This is a genomic window from Phaeobacter sp. NW0010-22, from assembly GCF_040365955.1.
In the GTDB taxonomy this organism is placed as follows: Bacteria; Pseudomonadota; Alphaproteobacteria; order Rhodobacterales; family Rhodobacteraceae; genus OMPR01.
In genome coordinates, this window is record NZ_BAABWT010000004.1 from 54762 (window position 1) to 67513 (window position 12752).

11 protein-coding genes are annotated in these 12752 nt (G+C 55.8%); 7 read left to right on the forward strand and 4 right to left on the reverse strand.

Annotated features, from left to right (window positions below):
- Positions 1-47: 47 nt before the first annotated feature.
- Together hisN and ABWV33_RS09680 are read left to right on the forward strand one after the other, a co-directional pair.
- Complete coding sequence (gene hisN / locus ABWV33_RS09675) at positions 48-839, forward strand: histidinol-phosphatase (protein WP_353330392.1); 792 nt, start codon at positions 48-50, stop codon at positions 837-839.
- A 119-nt stretch (positions 840-958) separates the two neighbouring features.
- Complete coding sequence (locus tag ABWV33_RS09680; protein ID WP_353330394.1) at positions 959-2293, forward strand: 8-oxoguanine deaminase; 1335 nt, start codon at positions 959-961, stop codon at positions 2291-2293.
- A gap of 14 nt (positions 2294-2307) precedes the next feature.
- Here ABWV33_RS09680 and guaD read toward each other — a convergent pair whose 3' ends face one another.
- Entirely contained in the window at positions 2308-3591 is a 1284-nt protein-coding gene (guaD, locus tag ABWV33_RS09685) for a guanine deaminase (protein WP_353330396.1), read from the reverse strand.
- Positions 3592-3729: 138 nt separating this feature from the next.
- Between guaD and mgtE the strand changes: the two genes are divergently transcribed.
- From mgtE to ABWV33_RS09710, 5 genes are all read left to right on the forward strand, one after another.
- Positions 3730-5121, forward strand: coding sequence for a magnesium transporter (gene mgtE / locus ABWV33_RS09690; protein WP_353330398.1), 1392 nt, complete (start codon positions 3730-3732; stop codon positions 5119-5121).
- 9 nt (positions 5122-5130) lie between these two features.
- The gene (locus tag ABWV33_RS09695; RefSeq protein ID WP_353330400.1) at positions 5131-5688 is read left to right on the forward strand and encodes a 5-formyltetrahydrofolate cyclo-ligase; all 558 of its coding nucleotides are present in this window, start codon (positions 5131-5133) and stop codon (positions 5686-5688) included.
- Between the two features lie 131 nt (positions 5689-5819).
- On the forward strand, positions 5820-6632 hold the full coding sequence (locus ABWV33_RS09700) for a TIGR00282 family metallophosphoesterase (RefSeq protein ID WP_121996877.1): 813 nt from the start codon (positions 5820-5822) through the stop codon (positions 6630-6632).
- A gap of 74 nt (positions 6633-6706) precedes the next feature.
- Positions 6707-8485 (forward strand): SLC13 family permease, encoded by a 1779-nt coding sequence (locus ABWV33_RS09705; protein WP_353330402.1) that lies wholly within the window; start codon positions 6707-6709, stop codon positions 8483-8485.
- A gap of 132 nt (positions 8486-8617) precedes the next feature.
- On the forward strand, positions 8618-9349 hold the full coding sequence (locus ABWV33_RS09710; RefSeq protein WP_353330404.1) for a YbaY family lipoprotein: 732 nt from the start codon (positions 8618-8620) through the stop codon (positions 9347-9349).
- A gap of 6 nt (positions 9350-9355) precedes the next feature.
- On the opposite strand, the gene ABWV33_RS09715 is transcribed toward ABWV33_RS09710, so the two are convergent.
- From ABWV33_RS09715 to ABWV33_RS09725, 3 genes are all read right to left on the reverse strand, one after another.
- Entirely contained in the window at positions 9356-11017 is a 1662-nt protein-coding gene (locus ABWV33_RS09715) for an FAD-binding dehydrogenase (RefSeq protein WP_353330406.1), read from the reverse strand.
- Positions 11018-11028: 11 nt separating this feature from the next.
- Positions 11029-11886 (reverse strand): bile acid:sodium symporter family protein, encoded by an 858-nt coding sequence (locus tag ABWV33_RS09720; protein ID WP_353330408.1) that lies wholly within the window; start codon positions 11884-11886, stop codon positions 11029-11031.
- 74 nt (positions 11887-11960) lie between these two features.
- Positions 11961-12695, reverse strand: a complete 735-nt coding sequence (locus ABWV33_RS09725) for a glutamine amidotransferase (RefSeq protein ID WP_353330410.1) — start codon at positions 12693-12695, stop codon at positions 11961-11963.
- Positions 12696-12752 lie beyond the last annotated feature (57 nt).

The following is a 12752-nucleotide window of genomic DNA, read 5'->3' on the forward strand; positions in this document are numbered from 1 at the left end:
AGCCACAAGTACTTGAAATTTAGGTGTGCGAATGGCAATCGATTGATATGACATTTGCAAAGCTCACAGACCTCGAAGTTTTAGACAAAATGGCCGACGCTGCGCGTGCGGCCATTTTGCCGTTTTTCCGCCAAGCCGGATTAACTGCAGAAAACAAACTGGAAGCCGGTTTTGACCCTGTTACCGTGGCGGATCGGGCGGGCGAACTGGCGATGCGTGCTATTTTGGCAGACCACCGACCTGAGGACGGGATTTGGGGTGAAGAATTCGGACAGACGCCGGGCCAATCGGGGCGCACTTGGGTGCTGGATCCCATTGATGGAACACGCGGGTTTATCAGCGGGACGCCAACTTGGGGTGTTTTGATCGCGTTGTCAGATGATACGGGGCCGATTTTAGGGGCGATTGACCAACCCTATATTGGTGAGCGGTTCGTTGGGTCGCCCGAAGTGGCCCGTATGACCGGCCCTATGGGAATTCAGAACCTGACGACACGATCAGCAGCGCCGCTGAGCCAAGCGATTGTTTTTACAACTTTCCCCGAAGTAGGCACCGCGGACGAAGGCGCTGCGTTTCATGCAGTTGCCCGACATGCCAAGCTAACACGCTATGGTATGGATTGTTATGCTTATGCATTGCTGGCATCCGGGCAAGTTGATCTTGTGATCGAGGCCGGATTGAACGCCTATGATATACAAGGGCCCATTGCCGTTGTACAAGCCGCAGGGGGGATTGTCACGGATTGGCAGGGCAGTCCGGCCCATATGGGTGGCCGCGCTATCGCTGCTGCCAACCCCGAGATCCATGCCGAGGCCTTAGAAATCCTAAAGTCTTATTGAGAGACTTGAGGGGCAAGCCTTAAGGGTGTAAACACTTCAAAAGTGTTGGTTCTTTCTCCCGTTTTCCACTGACACGCGATCACTTCGTTATGAGACGGGCATAAAGCGGAGTGACCGGCATGTCCGAAATCCTGATAAAGAATGCGCATACGATCCTAACAATGGATGAGACCCGCCGCGAATTGGCAGGGGCAGACCTGTTGATCCGTGGTGGTGTGATCGTTGCCGTAGGGCACGACCTGACAACAGCGGGGCAGGTGGTTGATGCAGCGGGTTGTGTTGTTACGCCCGGTTTGGTGAACACGCACCATCATCTGTACCAGTCTCTGACGCGCGCTGTGCCTGGCGGGCAGGATGCATTGCTGTTTGGTTGGTTGCAGACACTCTATCCGATCTGGTCGCGCTTTGGTCCTGAAGAGATGTATATCTCGGCCCAGATCGGTTTGTCGGAATTGGCTTTGTCAGGATGCACACTCAGCTCGGATCACCTGTATCTCTATCCCAACGGATCTCGATTGGACGACACTATCGCGGCGGCCTCAGAGTTGGGGTTGCGGTTTCACCCGACGCGGGGCGCGATGAGCATTGGCGAAAGCGATGGTGGCTTGCCTCCTGACAGTTTGGTTGAACAGGAAACGGCGATTTTGGAGGATTCGATCCGCGTTATTGATGCGTTCCATGATCCGTCTGAGGGATCCATGTGCCGGGTGGGCCTTGCACCGTGTTCGCCGTTTTCGGTCAGTCGCGAGTTAATGCGAGACGCGGCGATTTTGGCGCGGGACAAAGGTGTGATGTTGCACACTCATCTTGCTGAAAACGAAGAAGATATCGCGTATTCTCTCGCTAATTTTGGCTGTCGTCCGGGGCAATATGCCGAAGATCTGGGATGGACCGGTTCGGATGTCTGGCACGCCCATTGTGTTAAGTTGGACGGGCAAGAGATTGACCTGTTTGCACGCAGTAAGACCGGTGTGGCCCATTGCCCCTGTTCGAATTGCCGGCTCGGCAGCGGTATTGCACCCGTTCGTGCAATGCGGGACGCGGGGGTGCCAGTTGGGCTGGGTGTGGATGGGTCCGCCAGTAATGACAGCGGCAATCTGATCTCCGAGGCGCGGCAATCAATGCTTTTGCAACGTGTCGCCAACGGGGCCGATGCAATGTCCGCGCGCGAGGCGTTAGAGATCGCAACACGGGGCGGCGCGGACGTGTTGAACCGCCCAGATTGCGGGCGGCTAGAAGTGGGCAAGCGCGCAGATGTTGCGATGTGGGATGTTACAGGTATCGACAGCGCGGGCAGTTGGGATCCAGCAGCGTTACTGCTAGCCGGGCCAACGCGGGTGAAGCATCTGTTTGTTGAGGGGCGTCAGGTGGTCAATGCGGGGCAGATTGCGACGATTGATCTGCCGCGTGTGATTGAACGCCAGACCCAATTGGCGCAAGCGTTGCAATCTTAACGTTACAAAAAGGATCAGCGGCGTTTGCCGTTGATCCAAACCTCGGTTATTGCGCGGTCATCGCCCATCATGATGGTCGGGAAGATCGCCTCCCATAGATCTGATGCGCGATCTGAACGCTGGGAGATTGCAGGGGTGGAAGCAAGGTCAAGCACCACCAGATCCGCCTCTTTCCCCGGTGCGATATTGCCGATCACATCATCCATGTGCAGCGCGCGGGCCGACCCAACGGTTGCCAACCACAGCAATTGCGCCGCGTGCATGGGTGTGCCGCGCAATTGGCCGATTTCGTAAGCAGCAGCCATGGTGCGCAACATCGAAAAGCTGGAGCCGCCGCCCGTGTCCGTGGCCAACCCGATCCGGTGCCCGTCGGCCATCAACCCGGCCATGTCGAACAGGCCCGAGCCAATGAAGGTGTTTGAGGTTGGACAATGCACCAGCGCAGCGTCATGTTCGCGCAGGCGGTCGCGCTCGCGTTGTTCCAGATGGATGGCGTGCCCATAGAGACCGCGCCTGCCTAATAGCCCGTAGGTTTCGTAGGTGTCCAGATAATCCCTTGCATTGGGAAACAGGGACTTAACCCATGCAATTTCATCAGTTTGTTCGCTTAGGTGGGTTTGCATCAAGCACTCGGGATGTTCGGCCCAGAGCGCGCCCATAGCCTCGAGCTGTTCGATAGTTGAAGTGGGCGAGAAACGGGGCGTGATTGCGTAGGACAATCGATCAACCCCGTGCCATTTATCCAGCAAAGTCTTGGAGTGATCATAGGAGGATTGAGCCGTGTCGCGCAGCCCTTCGGGTGCATTGCGGTCCATACAGGTTTTGCCTGTCACCACCCGTTGGCTCCGGGACTGCGCCGCGGTGAAAAAGGCATCAACGCTGGTGGGATGAATGGTGGCAAAGCTGCACATGGTGGTGGTGCCGTGGGCCGCGGTCAGGTCGAGATAGCGGTTGGCGATCTCTTCCGCATAGGCGCTATCTGCAAACCGCATCTCTTCGGGAAAGGTATAGGTGTTGAGCCAGTCGATCAGGCGTTTACCCCAACTGGCGATCATGGCGGTTTGTGGGAAATGCACATGAGCATCAACAAAGCCTGCCAGAATGACGCGATTGCCGTGATCGATTACATCAGCCTGAGGATAGGCAGCGCTCAGGTCATCAAAGGATCCGACGGCGGCAATGATGTGGTCTGAGATCACCAGAGCTTCGTCCTGCTGTGTTGCCGCCACTGGATCGCCGTCAAAAGGCGAGTTGGAAAAGGACAAAATCCGTCCCTTGAGGAGTGTTTGCATCGCCATTTTCAGCCCTTTGGTGCCCGTCAATCAGAAGGTCATAGAATAACGATGCAGTTGGTTTGGGTAAATTGCGCTATTGTCATTGTTTTCCGGTAGCAGCTTCTACTATTTTGCGGCCAATCCAACCCCGGAGGCAGGCGCATGACCACAGGTATTCACAACGTTGATCCCGACGACGTGCGCGATGACGATGCCTATGAGCTGGATCGCAAGCAAGTTGCCGCGATCCTTTATGCCGTTGACGTAGACGACCGCGCCAAGCTGACCGAGCTGTTGGATCATTTGCATGCGGCAGATATCGCCGACCTTTTGGAGCAGATCAACTCGTTTGACCGAGCTCGGTTGTTGCGGCTCTATGATCGTGAGTTTGACGGGGATATCCTGTCGGAACTGGACGAGAGCATCCGTGAAGAGGTGATCGAGGTTCTGAACCCAGCGGTTCTGGCCGAGGCGGTGCGCGACCTCGACAGTGATGATGTTGTCGATTTGGTCGAGGATCTGGAGGAACCGCAGCAAGAAGCGATTCTTGAGGTTCTAGAAGACGCTGACCGGGTTGCGGTTGAGCAGGCGCTGAGTTATCCGGACAATTCTGCCGGGCGCTTGATGCAGCGCGAAGTTGTAATGGCGCCCGAACACTGGAATGTCGGTCAGGTCATTGATTTCATGAGGGAATCAGACGATCTTCCGGAGCAGTTTTACCATGTGGTTTTGGTCGATCCTCGGCTGCATCCATCCGCAAACGTCACCCTGGGCAAAATCATGGGCGCGCCACGGGATGCGATGTTGGCTGATTTGGCCGAAGAGACGTTTCAGATCATTCCTGTTGAGCAGGATGAAGAAGACGTGGCTTATGCATTCAACCAGTATCACCTCATTTCTGCACCTGTGGTGGATGATGAAGGGCGTTTGGTCGGGGCCATCACGATTGATGACGCGATGGCCGTTCTGGATGACGAACACGAGGAAGATATTTTGCGCTTGGCGGGGGTTGGCGAAAGTAACCTGTCGGATTCGGTGGTTGAGACGGCGAAGCAACGTCTGCCGTGGTTGGCTGTAAATTTGGCGACTGCCATTCTGGCATCTTTGGTTATTTCGATTTTTGACAAGACGATTTCGAATTTCGTGGCGCTTGCGGTTTTGATGCCCATTGTTGCGTCTATGGGTGGCAATGCGGGGACTCAAAGCTTGACTGTTGCCGTGCGCGCACTGGCGACACGCGATCTGACTGGGTCAAACCTGTGGCGGGTTATCCGGCGTGAGGTGATGGTGGGTGTCGCCAATGGGTTTATCTTTGCCATCGTGATGGGCGTGATCGGATGGGTGTGGTTTGGTTTGCCATTATTGGGACTGGTGATCGCCGCCGCAATGGTGGTCAATTTGGTCGTTGCCGCGCTCGCAGGGACGGGCATTCCTGTGATTTTGGAGAAAGTGGGCGTAGATCCAGCGTTGGCCTCTGGTACATTTGTGACGACAGTGACGGATGTGGTTGGATTTTTTGCTTTCCTTGGCCTTGCGGCCGCAGTGTTGATCTAGGAGCACCACATGACCGATCTGACGGACATCAAAGCGCAGGCGCGCAAGGACGGGTTTGTGAGACGCAAGGCTGCGTTTGATACGCGACTGCCGGGCATGGCGGGACGGTTGTCTGAAATCCTTGCAGGGTATCGGGGCGTTCCTTTGTCGGGTTACATGCCGATCCGAACAGAGATTGATCCGATTGCGGCGATGGCTGAGGCGTCCGCTTATGGGGCTGTTGGTGTTCCGGTCATTCAAGCCGCAGGACAGCCGTTGAAGTTTTCAACATGGAGCCCAGAAGGCGTACTGAAAGATGGACCTTTTGGGGCCAAAGTCCCTGAGGTTGATGATTTCTTTGAACCTGAAATTCTGATCGTGCCGATGGTGGCCTTTGATCGGACGGGTGGACGGCTTGGTTATGGCGGCGGTTTTTATGATCGCACGTTGGAAGGGTTACGGGCGAAACGAGCCACATTGGCGATTGGATTTGCCTTTGACGCACAAGAGGCGGATGGCTTGCCCCTAGAACCGACAGACCAGCCGTTGGATATGTTGGTGACCGAAAGCCGTGTGTTGACCTTCTGATCTGACCCTGTGCGCATTTTTTGTGCGTGGATCATGTTAAAGGCTTTGCGCAGCAACACTTGGACGCGGTTATTGCCGCATTAGGCGATTAAGACTTGTGACATGGTGGTCCCCCGCATAGGACCATCGGCATGAGGATCTTGTTTCTAGGCGATGTTATGGGGCGTGCGGGACGCACGGCCATAAGCGAGCACCTGCCGCGTCTGCGCAAAGACTGGCGGTTGGATTTTGTTGTAGTGAATGGCGAAAATGCCAGCAACGGCATGGGGTTATCGGGCGAGCATGCCAAAACTCTGCTGGATGCCGGGGCCGATTGCCTGACGCTGGGCGACCATGCGTTTGATCAGAAAGACATGCTGCAGTTCATTGAAAAAGAACAGCGCATCATCCGGCCGGTGAATTTTGCAAAGAACGCACCGGGTAAAGGGTACCGGTTGTTCAAGGCCCCCTGTGGGCGCAAGGTTCTGGTGCTTCAGGTACTCGGGCAGGTGTTCATGAAACGGGCCTTTGATGATCCGTTTTCGGCAATCGAACCAATCCTGAAATCCCATCCACGTGGTGGGCTGGCGCAGGCAATCATCGTTGATGTACATTGCGAGGCGACTTCGGAAAAGATGGCGATGGGGCATTATTGCGATGGCCGTGCCAGCCTTGTGGTTGGCACGCACACGCACGTTCCTACTGCGGATGCGATGGTATTGCCCGGTGGCACTGGCTATCTGAGCGATGCTGGCATGTGCGGGGATTACAACTCGGTCATTGGGATGGAGAAGAGCGAACCGATGCGGCGCTTTATCACTGGTATGCCCAAATCCCGGTTTACGCCTGCGACGGGTGAAGCGACCCTTTCTGGCGTATTTGTGGATACTGATGACCGGACGGGTGAAGCCAAAAAAATCAGCATGGTGCGAATTGGCGGGCGATTGCAACAGTCTGCGCCCTGATCTGGCTTGTTCACCCGGGGCAGATCAGCAAAGCTATAGGTCCTGATACTTACGATAGGGCACGACAGACCTAAATGCAGCTATTTGAGATTTCTGAAACAGCCAGCGCGATTGTCGCGCTGTTGATCGTGGGTGGCATGTTTGTGCTGTTCCTGCGTGAGACCTTTCCGACCGAAGTGGTTGCGATAGCGGGTGTATCGGTGATGTTGATAACAGGCGTGCTGCCGTACGAGTTGGCCTTGCCGGTGCTTTCCAACCCCGCGCCGTGGACGATTGCGGCGATGTTTATCATCATGGGGGCCTTGGTGCGAACTGGGGCCTTGGATGCGTTCACGTCAGTGGCTCAGAAGCAGGCGCAGGTGAATCCGCGCATCGCGATCGGTTTACTGATGGCCTTTGTGGTCATTGCCTCGGCCTTTGTGTCGAATACCCCGGTTGTGGTAGTGATGATCCCGGTGTTTGTGCAGATTGCACGCACCTTGGGGATTTCAGCATCTAAATTATTGATACCACTCAGTTATGCTGCGATCATGGGCGGCACGATGACCTTGATCGGAACCTCAACAAATCTGTTGGTTGATGGGGTCGTAAGGGCGCAGGGGTTGGCGGCGTTTTCGATTTTCGAAGTTACGCCATTGGGGATTGTGATCGTCATTTACGGTATGGTGTACTTGCGCTTTATCGCGCCGCGCCTGTTGCCGGATCGCGATAGCATGGCCAGCTTGTTGGGGGATGGATCGCGAAAGAAGTTCTTTACCGAAGTCATCATTCCCAGCGACAGCAACCTGATTGGTGACATGGCGATCAATGTGGCGCTGTTTAAACGGACAGGCGTGCGCTTGGTAGATGTAGTTAGAGGCGATTTGTCTTTGCGCCGTGATTTGAAATCGGTTGAACTGAAGGCGGGAGATCGGGTGGTCTTGCGCACCAAGATGACCGAGTTGATGGGCTTGCAGACCAACAAAGAAGTGCAGACCATCGATCAGGTGTCCGAGGTTGAGACCGCAACTGTCGAAGTTCTGATCACCCCTGGATGTAAGATGGTCGGGCGATCATTGGGCGCGCTGCGCTTGCGCCGTCGCTATGGCGTGTATGTATTGGCGGTGCACCGCCGGAATCAGAATATCGGCCTGCAGCTAGATGATCTTGTGGTTCGCGTCGGGGATACTTTGCTGTTGGAAGGGGCCCCCGGCGATATCCAACGTTTGGCGGCTGACACGGAATTGGTCGATATTTCGCAACCTTCAGCGCGTGCCTACCGACGCAGCCATGCTCCGATTGCGATTGCCGCTTTGGTGGCCATTGTGGTGCTGGCGGCACTTGGGGTGGCGCCGATCCTGTTGTTGTCCATTCTTGCGGTTGCCTTGGTGTTGATCACGCGCTGCATCGACGCGGATGAGGCGTTTTCATTTATCGATGGCCGTTTGCTTGCGCTGATTTTTGCGATGCTGGCCATTGGCGCGGCTTTGCAAAGCTCGGGCGCGGTGCGGCTGATTGTGGATGCGCTTGCACCATCGCTGGGGATGGTGCCGCCGTTTTTAGTGGTTTGGGCGATTTATTTGCTGACCTCGGTGTTGACCGAATTGGTGTCTAACAATGCGGTGGCTGTGGTGGTGACACCGATCGCGATCGGATTGGCGGATGCGATGGGGATCGATGCACGCCCCTTAGTGGTGGCTGTGATGGTTGCGGCGTCGGCCTCTTTTGCGACCCCAATTGGGTATCAAACTAACATGTTGGTCTATGGTCCCGGCGGATACCGGTTCACGGACTTCATGCGGGTGGGGATTCCTTTGAATCTGACGGTTGGGTTACTAGCCTCGGCCTTAATCCCTGTGATCTGGCCTCTTTAGGGGGCATTGTAGGGCGTGAAACAGAGTGTTCTGAGCGACCTGTTGCTGATCAAAGTTTCCTTGACTTGAAAATGCTAAATGGGTTCCGATCTATTTGGAAATGAAGCATGTTTAGTTAGGTGGATTGGTCGGATGGTACGAGGAATTTTAGCGGCTCTGGTGATGAGCACAGGTTTGAGCGGAGCCGCCATGGCGGGAACGGTTTCGGGCACGATCAGCAATGTTAAACCGGCTGAGATGCCAGAGCATTCCGTGCTGGATGTGCGGTTGGTTGATGTTTCACGCCAAGACGTGGCCGCCGAGGTTCTATCCAGTAAACGCTACAAAGTGGATGCATTGCCCGCCGAATTCGCGTTGGAGTATGACGATGCGCTGATTGATGATCGTATGAGCTATGCGATCCAAGCGCAGATCCTGAACAAGGGCACATTGTTGTTTACCAATACATCAGTTGTTCCGGTTCTGACGCGCGGCACATCGGACACTGTAGATGTTGAGGTGTTTCCGATTTTGAATGATTTATCAGCCGGAAAATGGCAAGCTTATGAGATGCAGGGCGACGCTTTGGATGGGCCGCGTTTGCCCGAAATTGAGTTTGTGGGTGAAGGGCGATTTGGAGCCACCGGAGGCTGCAATCGATTCATGGGGGCCGTAGAGGTCGAACCCGAATTGACGGGGGGAAAAGTCAGTTTTCCCAGCGAAATGGCGGGTACTTTGATGGCGTGTCCACCGGACCTGGATACGCAAGAACGTGCGTTGCTTAAGACTCTGGCGGGCATTGTCGCCTTTGATCGCTCTGGCGAGGAGCTGTCGTTTACGGATGAGGCAGGCGAGATCGTGTTGCGGATGCGATTGATGCGCTAAGGCGGATCAGGCGATCGCGCGGGATCGCCCCGCGTTGCGCCCGGAAAAGATACAACCGCCCAAGAACGTCCCTTCGAGGGCGTTGTATCCGTGGTATCCGCCCCCGCCAAATCCGGCTACTTCGCCAGCGGCGAACAGCCCCGGCACCACTTGCCCATCTGCGCCGACCATCTGGCTGTCCAGATTGGTCTGGAGCCCGCCGAGCGTTTTGCGGGTCAGGACGTGCAGTTTGACAGCGATCAGGGGCCCGTTGGCGGGATCTAGGAATTTGTGTGGCTTGGCGGTGCGGATCAGGCGATCCCCGCGATAGTTGCGCGCCGCATGGATGGCCATGACTTGGGCATCTTTGGAAAACGGATTATCGATTTGAGCATCACGGGCTTCGAGTTGGGCGCGTAGGTGGTCTTCGTCGATCAGGTCATCGCCCATCTGATTCATGCAGCGCACCAAATCCCCGAGCGTATTGGCGACCGCGAAATCCTCGCCTTTTTCTTTGAAAGCTTCGATAGGGGCGGTGGCTTTGGCACCGGTTAGGATGCGCTTGCGGATGACTTCAGCCCACTTGCCAGAGGTGAAATCAGGATTCTGTTCGGAGCCGGACAAGGCAAATTCTTTCTTGATCACCTTTTGGGTCAGAACAAACCAGCTGTACTCATATCCTGTTTTCAGGATCTCCCGCAGGGTGGTCAATGTGTCAAAGCCGGGCAGGCAAGGCGGTTGCAAGCGGTTGCCAGTGGCGTCGAACCACATCGATGAGGGGCCAGGCAGGATGCGGATACCGTGTGAGGGCCAAATCGGATCCCAGTTTCTGACGCCTTCAGTATAGTGCCACATGCGGTCGTTGTTGATCACATGTCCGCCTGCTTTTTGACTGATCGGGATCATGCGGCCGTCTACGTGGAAAGGGACACCTGCGATCATGTCTTTGGGCGGTGTGCCCAAACGGTCGCGCGGCCAGTTTTTGCGCACCATTTCAAAGTTGCCGCCAATCCCGCCAGAAGTGACAATGACCGAAGGAGCATATACTTCGAATTCGCCGATCTCGTCGCGGTTGGTCTTCACTCCACGATCTGCTGTATCAGGTGCCAGTATTTCTCCGGAAACGCCCGTTGCGCTGCCGTTTTGCATAATGATATGGCTGGCTTGGTGGCGAAAGCGCATGTCGATCAAACCATTGGCGGCATGTTCGCGTACCCGGCGCACGAAATGTTCCAGTACGCCCGGTCCGGTACCCCAGGTGATATGGAACCGTGGGACGGAATTGCCGTGCCCATCCGCGTATGATCCACCCCGTTCTGCCCAACCCACGACAGGAAACCAGCGCAGCCCCATCTGGTGCAGCCAAGGGCGCATTTCTCCGGCGGCGAATTCAACATAGGATTCAGCCCATTTGCGCGGCCACAGATCCTCAGGCCGGTCGAACTGGGCGCTGCCCATCCAATCACGCATCGCAAGGTCTGGACTGTCTTTTATGCCCATACGGCGCTGTTCGGGGGTATTGACCATGAACAACCCGCCAAGGGACCAAAAGGCCTGACCGCCCAGAAAGGTTTCGGATTCCTGATCCAGCAGGATCACGCGTTTGCCCCGATCGCCCAATTCGGCGGCGGCGGCCAGACCTGCAAGGCCTGAGCCGATAATGATGGCATCTGCGGTATTTGCGGGCATGGGGGAACCTTTCAGCGGCTACGGAACCAAAGGAGGAAGGGGGCGGCAACAATGTACATAGTAATGCCGTAGACGGCGGCGGGTAGAGCAAGTGGACTAAAGCCGGTTGTGGTCCCAGTGATCAGAGCCGCCAGAGTAATGCCGAGGGTTGAGTTCTGAATACCGGTTTCAATGGAAATTGTTTTGCTTTCCTGCCACGTCAGCCCTGCCATACGGGCAAGCATGAGCCCAAGCAGCAACAGGGACAGGTTGAGGGTGATCAATCCGGCACCCATGATGCCCAAGTTGTCCACGAACAATTGCCAGTTTCCGGCCAATGCGACGCCGACGATCAACACAAACAGCAAAGTCGCAAGTTTGGACAGGGGCCCCTCGATCATCATGGCAAGGCCACGAAAGTAGTGGCGAAAGGTAAGGCCAAGTGCCACGGGCAGCGTGGTGATCAAAAACATGGCGATGGCGATATCGGTGACCGAAACAATTGGTGCGCTGTCGCCCATGAAATAGGCCACCGAGCTAGCTGCGAGAAAGGGTACCGTCACGATAGATAACAGGCTGATTACGGCGGTCAGTGTGACCGAAAGAGCCACATCACCTTGGGCCAGTTTGGACAGGATGTTGCTGGTGACACCACCGGGGCAAAAACTGAGCAACATGACTCCAACCGCGATTTCAGGGGGCAACGCAAACAGTGTGACAATACAAAAGGCCACTACCGGTAGCAGCACAACCTGACTGAGTGCGCCGATGACAAAGGGAAACCCACGGGTAAACACGCGCCGGAAATCCGCGGCCTCTAACCCGACACCCAGCGATAACATGATGATCGCAAGCGCAAGCGGCAATCCAACACTGATAAGTAGATCCAAAACAACCCTCCCAAAGTCGTTTTGTTCAGCTTAGCCGCAGGGTTATGGATCAGGCAATGGGGGTTTTCATGCCCTTAGCCATAGCGTTGCACAAACCGACGCAGGATTTCACCAGGCTGGGTCACGTCGCTGGCGTGGCACGCAGCGATCAAGGTGTCTGCGTCTGCGGGTGGGAAATAGCCGTGGTCCTTGTAGATATTGATACGTTGTTCAAAATCATCGGCGTTGGCCTCGGGGTGGAACTGCGTGGCATAGACGTTTTCGCCCCAGCGGATCATTTGGAATGGGCAGGGATCAGAGGCGATCAGGTGCACGCAACCGGGTGGCAGGCTTTGCACGGCTTCTTTGTGACCAACAAAGGCTTCGAACCGGGGGGCAAGGCCTCGGGTAAGGGGATCGGTTGCGGCCTCAGCTGTCAGCGTGCAGGTCGAAGGGCCAACGGGTTCACCGTATTGGGTCTTGCTCATGTCGCCGTTCAGATGTGCCGTTAGAACGCCAAGACCATAACAGCACCCCATGTAAGGGTGATCGTGCTGGGTAATCTGTGGCATCAGGCCAAGAATGGCGGCTTCGATCCGGGCCTCGGTCTCTGGTTTTGTGGTCGGGTCGTCGCTGACGCATCCGGGGCCTCCACCAACGATGACGCCGGCATAATCTGTGACGTTCAGACCCTTGGGCAGATCTTCGCAATCCAAACGAATGCGATGGGTGCGGTCTGCTGTCAGGCCGCATTTATCGAGGATCGAGGCATACTCGGCATCTGCCGCATCGGTTTCGGGGCGCAACTGCAAGATCAGAAAGGGTTTCATAGGCGCGGCTTTACCGTGCACGAGTACGATTTGGCAACGGTGCAGAGGGTCACAGGC